The organism is Streptomyces sp. NPDC054849, assembly GCF_053610945.1.
In genome coordinates this window covers 38,809-50,919 of sequence record NZ_JBSGZI010000027.1, presented here as the reverse complement: position 1 = coordinate 50,919, position 12,111 = coordinate 38,809, and the positions used below count along the sequence as shown (strand labels likewise).

At 71.4% G+C, this 12,111-nt stretch carries 10 protein-coding genes; 2 read left to right on the top strand and 8 right to left on the bottom strand.

Annotated features, from left to right (window positions below; genetic code table 11):
* Positions 1–61: 61 nt before the first annotated feature.
* The 6 genes from ACWGIF_RS15010 to ACWGIF_RS14985 form a co-directional block, all read right to left on the bottom strand.
* A complete protein-coding gene (locus tag ACWGIF_RS15010; protein WP_311318651.1) occupies positions 62–148 on the bottom strand; it encodes a putative leader peptide in 87 nt (28 codons plus the stop codon).
* Positions 145–1,767 carry an FAD-dependent monooxygenase gene (locus tag ACWGIF_RS15005; protein WP_453496476.1) on the bottom strand — a complete coding sequence of 541 codons (1,623 nt, stop codon included), beginning with the start codon at positions 1,765–1,767 and terminating at the stop codon, positions 145–147. The genes ACWGIF_RS15010 and ACWGIF_RS15005 overlap by 4 nt, the downstream gene beginning before the upstream one ends.
* Before the next feature lie 389 nt (positions 1,768–2,156).
* Positions 2,157–3,053: an amino acid ABC transporter permease gene (locus ACWGIF_RS15000; RefSeq protein ID WP_453496473.1), complete on the bottom strand. Its 897-nt coding sequence runs from the start codon at positions 3,051–3,053 to the stop codon at positions 2,157–2,159.
* Positions 3,050–3,724 carry an amino acid ABC transporter permease gene (locus tag ACWGIF_RS14995; protein WP_453496470.1) on the bottom strand — a complete coding sequence of 225 codons (675 nt, stop codon included), beginning with the start codon at positions 3,722–3,724 and terminating at the stop codon, positions 3,050–3,052. The genes ACWGIF_RS15000 and ACWGIF_RS14995 overlap by 4 nt, the downstream gene beginning before the upstream one ends.
* 83 nt (positions 3,725–3,807) lie before the next feature.
* Positions 3,808–4,656 carry a glutamate ABC transporter substrate-binding protein gene (locus ACWGIF_RS14990; protein ID WP_453496467.1) on the bottom strand — a complete coding sequence of 283 codons (849 nt, stop codon included), beginning with the start codon at positions 4,654–4,656 and terminating at the stop codon, positions 3,808–3,810.
* A gap of 118 nt (positions 4,657–4,774) precedes the next feature.
* Positions 4,775–5,560 (bottom strand): amino acid ABC transporter ATP-binding protein, encoded by a 786-nt coding sequence (locus ACWGIF_RS14985; RefSeq protein WP_453496464.1) that lies wholly within the window; start codon positions 5,558–5,560, stop codon positions 4,775–4,777.
* A gap of 321 nt (positions 5,561–5,881) precedes the next feature.
* Between ACWGIF_RS14985 and ACWGIF_RS14980 the strand changes: the two genes are divergently transcribed.
* The gene (locus ACWGIF_RS14980; RefSeq protein WP_453496461.1) at positions 5,882–6,598 is read left to right on the top strand and encodes a response regulator transcription factor; all 717 of its coding nucleotides are present in this window, start codon (positions 5,882–5,884) and stop codon (positions 6,596–6,598) included.
* A gap of 12 nt (positions 6,599–6,610) precedes the next feature.
* Entirely contained in the window at positions 6,611–8,023 is a 1,413-nt protein-coding gene (locus tag ACWGIF_RS14975; RefSeq protein WP_453496458.1) for an ATP-binding protein, read from the top strand.
* A gap of 33 nt (positions 8,024–8,056) precedes the next feature.
* Here ACWGIF_RS14975 and ACWGIF_RS14970 read toward each other — a convergent pair whose 3' ends face one another.
* Complete coding sequence (locus tag ACWGIF_RS14970) at positions 8,057–10,228, bottom strand: endo-beta-N-acetylglucosaminidase (RefSeq protein WP_453496455.1); 2,172 nt, start codon at positions 10,226–10,228, stop codon at positions 8,057–8,059.
* A 115-nt stretch (positions 10,229–10,343) separates the two neighbouring features.
* Positions 10,344–11,642 carry a glycoside hydrolase 5 family protein gene (locus ACWGIF_RS14965; RefSeq protein ID WP_453496452.1) on the bottom strand — a complete coding sequence of 433 codons (1,299 nt, stop codon included), beginning with the start codon at positions 11,640–11,642 and terminating at the stop codon, positions 10,344–10,346.
* Positions 11,643–12,111: the final 469 nt, after the last annotated feature.

Sequence of the window (12,111 nt, the reverse complement as noted above, 5' to 3'; positions counted from 1 at the left end):
CTGGGTTCGCGGAGTGCGCGCAGGCCGGAGGACGGCACGGGGCGCGCGGAGGGAGGGCGAATCAGCAGGAAGGGCGACATACGCAGCCCGCGTAGCGGAGCAGGTCCATATGGACCCTCCGCCACAGGCGTACGTCGTTGCCGGTCATTCCGCGAGTGAACCACGCAGGCCCGGAGACGGCCAATCGATCACCACGATCGGTGCCGTCTTCGTCGTCTTCGCGGGCGGCGCCACGCGGGATGCGGGTGCACCGGCCCGGACCGCGTCCGCCGCCTCGTACAGCTCCGCCGGGCGCACCCCCGCGAAGGTCGCCGCCAGATGCCCGTCCGGCCGTACCAGCAGCACGGTGTGTGCCGGGGCTCCCGGATAGCTGTCCGCGACCAGCAGATCCGTCCGGACCGGCAGAGCGCTCACCGCCGCTGCCAGGCGGGGCATCAGACCGGCGCCGAGCCAGTGCCGCCGGTCCCAGACCCCGGTGCCCGGAGCCACCAGCACCACCAGAAGCCGGCCCTGCCCCAGCAGGTCGCGCAGCGGCACGGTCGATCCGTCGGGCGCGGTCACCGGGACGTTCGCCACAGGACCGCCCGGTTCCGTGGCCGTCGGCACCTCGCGCACGGCGACCGGCGGGGCGTACGTGGGCTCCGCGCCCAGCGGCCCCCGCCCCAGGTGGCCGTCGGTCAGGAGGGATTCGGCGGAACGCGAGGCTCCGGGGAGGTAGGTGCGCAGACCGCCCCCGGCCCGCAGCGTCGGCATCGCCTGGTCGGCCGCGCGCAGCCGCGAGGCGACGGCGGTGCGCCGTTCGCCCTCGTAGCTGTCGAGCAGGGCCTCGGAGGCTCCGTGGTGCCAGGCCAGAGAAAGCTTCCACGCCAGGTTCTCGGCGTCCCGGAGCCCCTCCTCGACCCCCTGGGTGCCGAGCGCGCCCAGCAGGTGCGCGGCGTCGCCGACGAGGAAGGCGCGGCCGTCGCGCCAGCGCCGCGCGAGGCGGTGGTGCAGGGTGTGGACCCCGGTGTCGATGAGGTCGTACGGGGGAGTCGTACCGCCGCACCACACGGCCAGGGTGTCCCGGATCAGGGTCACCAGCGTGTCGGGAGTGACCAGTTCCCCGCGGGCCGGAAGCAGCCAGTCCAGCCGCCACACTCCGTCGGGCAGCGGCCGGGAGGTGACCTCCTGCGGCGGGCTGCGGTGCAGAAGGGCTTCGCCGGGCCACGGAAGCTCGGTGCGCAGCGCGGCGACGGCGTGCCGTTCCACGGCCGTGCGGCCCGGGAAGCGGATGCCGAGCAGCTTGCGCACGGTGGAGCGGGCGCCGTCGCAGCCGACGAGGTAACTTCCGCGCCACCACGTGGTCTCGGTACCCCGGGTGTGTGCTGTGACTCCGTGGGCGTCCTGCTCCAGGGAGTCCAGTCGGCTCTCGGTGACCAGCTGGACCAGCGGGTGGGCCGCGGCGGCGTCGCGCAGTCCGCGCGTCAGCGCGTGCTGCGGCAGGTGCAGCGGGGCCGGGTGGTCCTCGAAGGTGATCCGCTGGGCGGGCTGCCGGCGCCGCATGGTGCGCCAGGCGGCGAAGTACGCCCCCTCGTCGCGCAGCGTCGTGCAGCCCAGCCGGTGTGCCATGGCCGCCGTGTCGGAGTGCAGGACGACCGTACGGGCAGGTCGGGGCTCCTCCTTGCCGGGCCCTTCGTCGAGCAGGATGGAGGGCACGCCCTGGCCGGCCAGGGCGAGGGACAGGGACAGCCCGACGGGCCCCGCGCCGACGACGATCACCGGGTCCATGGCGCGGCTCCCGATGTCCGGTATGTGATCACAGAACGTATGCAACCCATTGGAGGTGCCTGCGTCAAGTGACGCAGGTCCGCAAGGGGGCAACAGAAATCACGAGTCCGGAAGAGGGCGTTGCCTCCGACGCGACCGGCACCACTCAGGGGCGGAACGGCTCGGATGGCCTGCGTCGTCGTTCTCGTCGTCGTCAGCGCGGTGTCAGCCGGACCGCAGACGCCGCTGCTCTGCTGCAGCACGAGTTCCTTGCGTCCGACAAACCGAAGCCACCCTCACTGCATCAGCGATGCTGCCCGGTACAACGACGTGTGGTGCGACGGATGAGTCCCGCCGCACCACATGTGTCACACCAATGTACTGACCAGGTGTCAGAACCTGTTCTCGAATCAGGGAGCCTCGCCCACGCCGGCGGCGCCGCCCGCGTCGACCTCGGCCACGTCACCGGCGACGACCGCGCCGGTGCCCTTCTTCGACTGCCGCAGCCGCTTCTCCAGCCAGGAGGCCAGGGTGGTCAGGGCGAAGTTCACCACGATGTAGATCAGCGCGATCACGAACAGGGTGGCGATGGTGTTGCTGTAGTTGGCCGAGATCTGGCGGTAGGACGACATCAGCTCGGCGAGGCCGAGCAGGGCGCCGCCGAGGGCGGTGTCCTTGAGGATCACCACGAGCTGGCTCACCAGGGCCGGCAGCATCGCGGTGACGGCCTGCGGGATCAGCACGTGGACCATGGTCTGGCCCTTGCGCATGCCGATCGCCTTGGCCGCGTCGGTCTGGCCCCTGGGCAGGGAGAGTACGCCCGCCCGGACGATCTCGCCGATGACAGCCGAGTTGTAGAGGACCAGGCCCGTGACCACGGCCCAGAAGGGCCGGGTGTCGGAGGGAACGTCCAAGAAACGCGGCGCCATCAGCGCGTTGCCGAACAGCATCAGCATCAGTACCGGGATGGCACGGAAGAACTCGACCCACGCGGCGACCGGCCCCCGCACCCACGCGTGGTCCGACAGTCGGCCGATGCCCAGCAGCGCGCCCAGCGGGAGGGCGATCACCATGGCGAGCGCGCCGGCCTTGAGGGTCTCCATCAGGCCGGGGATCAGGAAGGTGGTCCAGACCTGGCTGTCGGTGACGAAGGGTGTCCACTTGTCGGCTTCGAGCTGGTTCTTCTCGCCCATGAGGGACAGCACCCACCACAGGACGAGCCCGAACAGCACGACGAAGATCCCGCTGTAGATCCAGTTGCGCGCCTTGGCCTTGGGGCCCGGGGCGTCGTACAGCACGGAGGTCATCGCTTCACCGCCACTCGCTTGGAAACCCAGCCCAGCAGCAGACCGGTGGGCAGGGTCAGCAGGACGAAGCCGAGGGCGAAGACCCCGAAGACGGCGAAGAGCGCGTCCGCCTCGTTCTCGATCATTTCCTTCATCAGCAGGGCCGCTTCGGCCACGCCGATGGTTGCCGCCACCGTGGTGTTCTTGGTAAGGGCGATCAGCACGTTGGTGAGCGGTGCGACGACCGCCCGGAAGGCCTGGGGGAGCACGATCAGGCGAAGTACCTGGAAGAAGCTCAGCCCCAGTGCGCGGGCCGCCTCGGCCTGGCCGACGGGCACCGTGTTGATGCCGGAGCGCAGGGCCTCGCAGACGAAGGTGCCGGTGTAGGCGATCAGTCCGAGGACCGCGAGCCGGAAGCCGATCTCCTTGGACGCGTCGCCGCCCAGGTTGATGCCGAGGGTCTGGTACAGCCCCAGCGAGCAGCCGAGGATCAGCACGGTCAGCGGCGTGTTGCGCACCACGTGCACGTATGCGGTGCCGAAGCCCCGCAGCAGCGGGACCGGACTGACCCGCATCCCGGCCAGGACGGTGCCCCAGATCAAGGATCCGACCGCCGAATAGAGGGTGAGCTGAACCGTCACCCAGAAGGCTCCGAGCACGTCGTACTGCCCGGAATCAAGAAAATCGAACACGATGCCCTGCGCTCTCCCCAGGATGGCCGGTGAGGTGCGCCGCCGCCCGCGGCAGGCGGGTGGCGACGCTCCTCACCGATGAATCAGCTGCCTTCGGTGATCTGCGGGGCAGGCTCGTTCTTGTAGTTGGCCGGGCCGAGGTTCTTGTCCACGGCCTTCTGCCAGCTGCCGTCCTCGACCATCTTCTTGAGCGCGGCGTTGATCTTGGTCTGGAGCTCCTTGTCGCCCTTCTTCAGACCGATGCCGTAGTTCTCGTTGCTCATGCTCAGGCCGACGAGCTTGAACTTGCCCTTGTTCTTCTCCTGCGCGGCGTAGCCGGCCAGGATCGAGTTGTCCGTGGTCAGCGCGTCCACGGCCTTGTTCTCCAGGCCGGTGAGGCAGTCGGAGTAGCCCGGGTACTCCTGCAGGTCGGCCTCGGGGGCCAGGGTCTTCTTGATGTTCTGCGCCGAGGTGGAGCCGGTGACCGAGCAGAGCTTCTTCTTGTTCAGGTCCTCGACCTTGGTGATGCTCGTGTCGTCGGCGCGGACCAGCAGGTCCTGGTGCGCGAGGAAGTACGGGCCGGCGAAGTCGACCTTCTCCTTGCGCTTGTCGTTGATCGAGTACGTCGCGACGATGAACTTCACGTCGCCGTTGGCGATCAGGTTCTCGCGCTCGGCGCTGACGGCCTGCTTGAACTCGATCTGGTCGGGCTGGTAGCCGAGCTCCTTGGCCACGTAGGTCGCGACGTCGACGTCGAAGCCCGTGTACTTGCCGTCCGGGGTCTTCAGGCCGAGACCGGGCTGGTCGTACTTGATGCCGACGACGATCTTGTCCTTCGAGCCACCGGTCGCACCGGTGTCACCGGCCTTGTCGGTGCTGCCGCCGCAGGCGGTCGCGGTCAGGGCAAGGGCTACGGCGACGGCCGCGGCCGCAGCGGCCTTGGAGATCTTCATGGTGAACTTCCCTCGGATGAGACGTTGTTGAACGACGAGCGACGCTTACGGCGTACGCACGGCCGACAGGAACCGTTCCGGCAGTGATCCGCATACGGATGACTACCAGACGAGACCCTCAGTGGTGCAGGATCTTCGACAGGAAGTCCTTGGCACGGTCACTGCGCGGGTTGCTGAAGAACTGCTCGGGGGTGGCTTCTTCGACGATCTTTCCGTCGGCCATGAAGACGACCCGGTTGGCCGCCGAGCGGGCGAAGCCCATCTCGTGCGTGACGACCAGCATGGTCATCCCCTCGCGGGCGAGCTGCTGCATGACCTCCAGCACCTCGTTGATCATCTCCGGGTCGAGAGCCGAGGTCGGCTCGTCGAACAGCATGACCTTCGGCTCCATGGCCAGCGCCCGGGCGATCGCCACGCGCTGCTGCTGGCCGCCGGAGAGCTGCGCCGGGTACTTGTCGGCCTGCGAGCCGACGCCCACCCGGTCCAGCAGGGCCACCGCCTTCTCGTGGGCCGCGGCCTGGTCGGTCTTGCGGACCTTGAGCTGGCCCAGCATGACGTTCTGCAGCACCGTCTTGTGCGCGAACAGGTTGAACGACTGGAAGACCATGCCGACGTCGGCACGCAGCCGGGCCAGCTCCCTGCCCTCCGAGGGCAGTTCCTTGCCGTCGAGCGTGATGGTGCCCGAGTCGATGGTCTCCAGACGGTTGATCGTCCGGCACAGCGTGGACTTACCCGATCCCGAGGGACCGATCACGACGACTACCTCACCGCGGGCAATGCTCAGATCGATGTCCTGAAGCACGTGCAGCGCGCCGAAGTGCTTGTTGACGTTGCTCAGTACGACCAGGTCGTCCGCGGCACCCGCCGCGTCCTGCACGTCCTTGGTCACTGATACTCCGCTCATCGGCTTCTTGCTCCGTCCTCCTCGGTTGGGAGGACAGTAGTGACGTGACGCGCACATCGTCATCACATCTGAGGGAGAATTGAGCATAACGATCCGGCTTCTCCCGGATACGCTCCGTGCGCGGGCTCGGCGTGGTCGACTATGTACGCGTACCGGGTGCATAACGGAAGGCGCGCCGGAGCCTGACCCCCTTGACGTGGGACTCTTCATCGGCGTGGATGCATGGTGGCCCCGAGTGTGCCGACGTGCCCGGGGACGCCCGGGAGCGGGGCGGCGCCAAAAGGCGGGAAACGAGAAGCGAGAAGAGGAGAGGGGGACGACATGAGGCTGCTGCTCGTCGAGGACGACGATCACGTCGCCGCCGCCCTGTCCGCGATCCTCGCCCGGCACGGCTTCCAGGTCACCCACGCCCGCAGCGGCGAAGAGGCCCTGCAGGCACTGCTGCCCGCCGGCGCCCCGTCCGGAGCCACTCCCTACGGGGTGATCCTGCTCGACCTCGGCCTGCCCGACCAGGACGGCTACGAGGTGTGCGGCAAGATCCGCAAGCGCACCGCCACGCCCGTCATCATGGTGACCGCGCGGGCCGACGTGCGCTCCCGCATCCACGGCCTGAACATGGGCGCCGACGACTACGTCACCAAGCCGTACGACACCGGCGAACTCCTCGCCCGCATCCACGCCGTCGCCCGGCGCACCGGCGCCTCCGAAGAGGCCGCCGCCACCGGGACCGGTACGCCCGCCACGGTCCGCCTCGGCCCCGTCAGCATCGAGCTGCCCAACCGCCGGGTCAGCGTGGACGGCACCGACGTACCGCTCACCCGCAAGGAGTTCGACCTGCTGGCCCTGCTCGCGCAGCGGCCCGGCGTCGTCTTCCGCCGCGAGCAGATCATCAGCGAGGTGTGGCGCACCAGCTGGGAGGGGACCGGGCGCACGCTGGAGGTCCACGTCGCCTCGCTGCGCTCCAAGTTGCGCATGCCCGCCCTCATCGAGACCGTCCGAGGGGTGGGCTACCGGCTCGTCACCCCGGCCGCCCCCTAGGGGTCCTCTGCCGTGCGCGCCCGATTGCTCCCGCTGCTCGTCATCCTGATGGCGGGCACGCTGCTCGCACTCGGCTTCCCGCTCGCGGCGAGCCTGGCCGCCGGACAGCAGCAGCGGGTGGTGGTCGACCGCATCGACGACAGCGCGCGCTTCGCGGCCCTCGCCCAGCTCGTCATCGACGCCCAGGGCTCCGGATCCACCGGCGTCGACGAGCGCCTGGACACCCTCCAGCAGGAACTCGCCCGCTACCAGGGGCTGTACGGCATCCGCGCCGGTGTCTTCTTCCGAGACGACAACGACTTGGCCCGGTCCCCGAGCGGGTGGCAGCTCCCGAAATCCGGGGACGGCCGACGGGCCTTCCGGGAGGCGCTGGCCGGTCGGCGCAGCCACGACCCGCCCCAGGTGTGGCCCTGGCAGACCGACGGCAGACTTCTCGTGATCTCCCCGGTCGTCCTCGACGGCGACGTGGTCGCGGTCGTGGCCACCGACTCACCGACCGACCTCATGCGCGGCCGGATCCTGGAGGGATGGCTGCTCATCGCGGGCGGGCTGGCCGCCGCCATGCTGGTCGCCTTCGGCGCCGCCCTCAGGCTCACCAGCTGGGTACTCAAGCCCGTGCAGACCCTGGACACGGCCGCCCACGGCATTGCCACCGGACGGATGAACTCGCGCGTCGCGACCGCAGGGGGGCCGCCGGAACTCCAACGCCTGGCCCGCTCGTTCAACGAGATGGCCGACAACGTCGAAGAGGTACTGGAGCAGCAGCGGGCGTTCGTCGCCGACGCCTCGCACCAGCTGCGCAACCCGCTCGCGGCGCTGCTCCTGCGGATCGAGCTGCTCGCCCTCGAACTGCCCGAGGGCAACGAGGAGATCGCCTCCGTGCGCACCGAGGGCAAGCGCCTGACCCAGGTTCTCGATGACCTGCTGGACCTGGCGCTGGCCGAGCACGCCTCCGCCGAGATCACCCTCACCGACATCGGGGCGCTGGCGGCGGAGCGGGTCGCCGCCTGGCGCCCGTACGCCGAAGAGAAGGGCGTACGGCTCACCGAGACCGGCCGGACCGCCCTCACCGGCTGGGCCGACCCCATCGCCCTGTCCAGCGCGCTCGACGCCGTCATCGACAACGCCCTCAAGTTCACCCCCGAGGGTGAGGAGGTCGAGGTGTCGGTCGCCGCCGAGGGGCGCTCCGTCCGCGTGATCGTCGCCGACCGCGGCCCCGGCCTCACCGAGGACGAGCTGCTCCGCGTCGGCGACCGCTTCTGGCGCAGCGGCCGCCACCAGAACGTCAAAGGCTCCGGCCTGGGCCTGTCGATCTCCCGCGCCCTGCTCGCCGCGGGCGGCGGGTCCCTCTCGTACGAGACGAACCCGCCGCACGGGCTGCGGGTGACGGTGGCCGTTCCGCGCACCGACCCCCACGGCGCCTGAGCACCTGAGCGCCTGAGCTCCGCCCCCGGGCTGCTACCAGGCGAGGGTGGTGCGGGCCGGGGCCGAGACCGCGTACAGCTCGTCGACGGCCCGGACCTCGAGGACGGCCGCCCGCTCACTGCCCGCCCGGGGGACGTCCGGAAGGTAGAGGGCCGTGCCGCAGGTGCCGCCCAGGAAGCGGCGCGTGCCGTCGGGGAGGACCCGCGACACCTCGTGGTGGCGGACGTGCCCGCCCCGGCCGGCCGGCCGGCGCCAGGACACGCGCAGCCACGCCCTGTCGTCCTGCCGGGCCGCGGCGTCCACGCACAGGGCGGTGGGCGGGGCCGGGCGCCGGGTGCGGGGTTCGTCGCGCATCGACAGGGCCCCGAGCCGCCACTGCACCGGCTCGGTTCCGGGCGCGGTGATCCGTACGGCCAGGGCGTACGCGGTCCTGCCCGCCAGGTGCCCGAGTGCGGCCCGAGTGGTGTGCCAGTGCCCGGCGTGCCGGCCCGGCCCGGTGTCCCGGGTCCCGGCCGGGAGCCACGTGTACGGGACCGGCTCGCCGGGGGAGGCGGGCTCGCGGGTGGCCACGCCGATCTCCACCGCGACCGGCCCCGACGCGGCGGCGTGCACCAGCTCCAGGACGGTCCCGCGGGTCAGCGGCAGTCGCGTGGAGTGCAGGCCGATCGTCGCGGGAGCGGTCAGGGCGCCCGAGACGAGCAGGCTGGAGCCGCCGCGCCAGGCGTCGGCGAAGTCCAGGGTGACGGTGGGGCGTTCCCCGGAGGTGTCCACGGCCCAGCGGCGGCCCGGGAGCCGGTCCTGGAGCCCGAGGTGGTTCCAGGGCGCGTCGGAGACGGGCCTGCCGCCGTCGTACCAGCGCAGCCCGTGCCCGGTGTTGAAGGAGCAGGCGAAGGGGAGCGCGGTGACGGTGGACCGGTCGGCGACGGCCGTGGCGGGGGCTCGCCAGCCGGACTCGGGCCCGGGACGGGCGGGATCCAGGGACTCGCCGGTCCAGAAACGGTCGTCGGCGCGGTGAAAGGCGCCGGGCGAGCGGTCGGTGAGGTGGTTGCGGGTCCACTCGGGCCGGTAGAAGCCGTAGCCGACGACGTGGTCGCGGTCGCGGTCGCGCGGAACGATCGCGTCCCAGTCGACCGCCGAGTCCCAGCCGTGGGACTCCGTGTCCACGGCCGCCCACAGCTCGTACCGGGAGCGGCCCAGCCGGTCGGCGAGCGCGCCCGAGGCGGCCAGGGTCTGCGGAGTCCAGCGGAAGTCCACGAACACGGTGTCGGCGACCTTCCCGGCCCGGTCCTCGAAGAACTCCTGGTTGAGCGGGTTGAGGGCGCCCTGCCAGCCCACACGGCCGGTGGTGTTCATGGCGTCGTACCAGGTGATGCGCAGGCCGTGCGGTTCGCCCGCCGCCCGCAGGGCGCACAGGAACTCCCGCATCCGGGTGGCCAGCGCGCTGTCCCCGCCGTCCGTCTCGGCGTTCACGAACCAGCCGTCGAAGCCGTACGTCCGTGCCACCCGGACGAGCTGCTCCGCGATCGGGAAGCGGCCGAGGGAGTCCCGTTGCACCAGGTCGCGCGTCCATCGGAGGTCGCCGCCGTAGGGGACGGGCGGCAGGAACACGTTGCCCAGCACCCTGACCCCGTTGCGGTGGGCGGCGTCCACCACGGGCGCGTTCGGGGCGAGCACGATCCCCTCGCAGGCGGAGCCGCCCCAGAAGACCAGCTCGTCGATGTACGCCCAGTGGGTGAGCGCGTAGGAGTCGGCCGTGGGGGAGCCCTGCGACGGATTCCCGGCGGTGGGCCCGAAGGAGACGAGGGAGGCGATCCGGGCCTGGCCGGCGCGGGCGTGCCGGTTCGGCGGGACCGGGGTGAACCGCTGCGCCAGGGGCACGGTCGCGGTGTTGTGGGCCAGATCGGGGTCGCTCTCCGGGGTCCATCGTCTGAGCGAACGCCACACGATCCCGGGGCCGGGGGTACCCGCCGGGAGGGAGTCCGGGAACCAGTAGGAGGCGTACGGGGCCAGGTCGGCCGGGGCCGGCGGGGTGGGTGCGGCGGTCACGGCGGCGCGGGCGGGCGCCGCGGCGGCGGCGTACGGGGACAGGCCGGGCGTGCCCATCAGCGCGGCGGCCCCGGACCCGGCGGCCAGCACCGCGCGCCGGGTCGGCCGTACCGGGGCGGGCGGCGTACGAGGATCGACGCCGTCGTCGGTCTCGGACATGCGGGGGCTCCTCACGAGGGCTCGGTCAGGTCACACTCGGTCAGGTCAGACGGGGGCGGGTCCCACTCGGTCAGGTCACACTCGGTCAGGTCAGACGGGGGCGGGTGACACTCGGTCAGGTCCCTCTCGGGCGGGTCCCGCGAGGTCGGCTCCCACTTGGTCGGGTGACGTCCTGCACGCGCAGCACCGCCGTGATGCCGCGCGCCGACAGATGGGCCGGGTCCTCGGCGTGCTCCGCCAGGACCACCGCGGGCCGCACCCCCTGGGCCGTCAGCGCGGCCCAGGCTTCGAAGAACGCGCCACCCGGGGCGCACACGGATCGGCCCGGCGCCTCCGGCGTGCCGCCGACGTCCACCGCCAGCGCGGTGGAGCGCGGGGCAGGCCGGTGCGCGCGGCCCCGCCACTCCTCCGCGATCCGGGCCATGGCGGCGCCGGCCGGCTTGGTCCGGCGGTCGTTGGTGAGCAGGCCGAGGCCGTACTCCAGCTCCGGGAAGTCAGCGAGGTCCCGGGACACGTCGTGCGAGCACCACCAGGTCACGCCCCACAGGTCCGGGCAGTCCAGCGCGCCCGCGACGGTGGCCTCGGTGAACCGCGCCGCGTGCTCCGGCCCGATCAGCGGCGCCGGGGCGCCGACCTCCTGGAGCCATACCGGGCGGTGCGGGTCGGCGGCCCAGGCCTTGGAGAGCTCGATCAGGTACGCGGCATGGTGCTCGGTCGCCGTCCCGCTCACGCCGTGGCGCTGCGCGGTGCCGTTGAACACCCAGGAGTGCACGGCGGTGACCCCGCCCAGCCGGGCCGCCTGGGCGGGGGTGAAGGGGTGTCCGTCCTGGTACCAGGCGGCGTCGTACTCGGCGTGCAGGTGCAAGCGCCCGGGCGCGCCCTTCTCGCAGGCGGCGAGCATCCGCTCCAGCCAGCGGGTGGCCTGGGCCGGGGTGATCCGGTCGGGGTCCGGGTGCGGGGCGCCGGAGAACTGGTTGATCTCGTTGCCCACGGTCATGCCCAGGAAGTTCGGCCGGTCGGCGAGGGCCGCGGCCAGCGTGCGCAGGTACTCCTCCTGGCCCGCAACCACGTCCGGGTCGGTGAAGATGTTGCGCCGGTGCCAGGTCCCGGTCCAGGCGGGCAGAAAGTCGAAGCTCGACAAGTGCCCCTGCAACCCGTCCACGTTGACGTCGAGCCCGCGCTCGGCGGCCGCGTCGGCGAGCGCGACGAGCTGTTCGACGGCGCGCGGCCGGATCAGCGTCCGGTTCGGCTGGAAGACCGGCCAGAGCGGGAAGACGCGGACGTGGTCCAGCCCGAGCGCGGCGATCGAGTCCAGGTCGGCCCTGACCTCGTCGAGGTCGAAGTCCAGCCAGTGGTGGAACCAGCCGCAGGACGGCGTGTAGTTGGCGCCGAAGCGGAGTGCGTGATCGTGCACGGGGTGTCCTGGAGTCCTGGAGGAATTCACCGGATGCGCACAACCTGCCCGCGGGGGTGAGGAAAGTCAACAGGGCCTTGGGGTAGCCTACTTATGCGCTTCAGGCCAGTTGACACAAGGGCTCTGCTCAGCGGAACCTGATAAAACTAATGCGCTTTAGTTTCAGTCGGCTGCGGGGAAGTACGTGGAAATGGACCGAGGTATGTCGAGCAGGGCGGTCACCACTCCGGACCTGTTCAAGGGCCCGCACCCGTGCCTCGTGCGGCCGGACCACGAGGACCACGAGGACCACGAAGAGGTGCCTCCGGGCCGCCGGTGACCCTCGCGCCGGGCAGGCGGGGCCTCGTCCGGTTCCGGATCGGCAGCACCGGCGTGCGCGGTGCACCGACGAGCCGGCCCATGCCTCTCCTCGTAGGGCACCCGGGAGTTGACCGCCCCCGCCTTACTTGCCCCCGCACCCCTCCTTGGG

What these genes read in the sequence shown, in the direction of transcription:
- ACWGIF_RS15005 (WP_453496476.1), bottom strand. Translation starts at nt 1,767, where the DNA reads ATGGACCCGGTGATCGTCGTCGGCGCGGGGCCCGTCGGGCTGTCCCTG.
- ACWGIF_RS15010 (WP_311318651.1), bottom strand. Translation starts at nt 148, where the DNA reads ATGACCGGCAACGACGTACGCCTGTGGCGGAGGGTCCATATGGACCTG.
- ACWGIF_RS14990 (WP_453496467.1), bottom strand. Translation starts at nt 4,656, where the DNA reads ATGAAGATCTCCAAGGCCGCTGCGGCCGCGGCCGTCGCCGTAGCCCTT.
- ACWGIF_RS14980 (WP_453496461.1), top strand. Translation starts at nt 5,882, where the DNA reads ATGAGGCTGCTGCTCGTCGAGGACGACGATCACGTCGCCGCCGCCCTG.
- ACWGIF_RS14985 (WP_453496464.1), bottom strand. Translation starts at nt 5,560, where the DNA reads ATGAGCGGAGTATCAGTGACCAAGGACGTGCAGGACGCGGCGGGTGCC.
- ACWGIF_RS15000 (WP_453496473.1), bottom strand. Translation starts at nt 3,053, where the DNA reads ATGACCTCCGTGCTGTACGACGCCCCGGGCCCCAAGGCCAAGGCGCGC.
- ACWGIF_RS14970 (WP_453496455.1), bottom strand. Translation starts at nt 10,228, where the DNA reads ATGTCCGAGACCGACGACGGCGTCGATCCTCGTACGCCGCCCGCCCCG.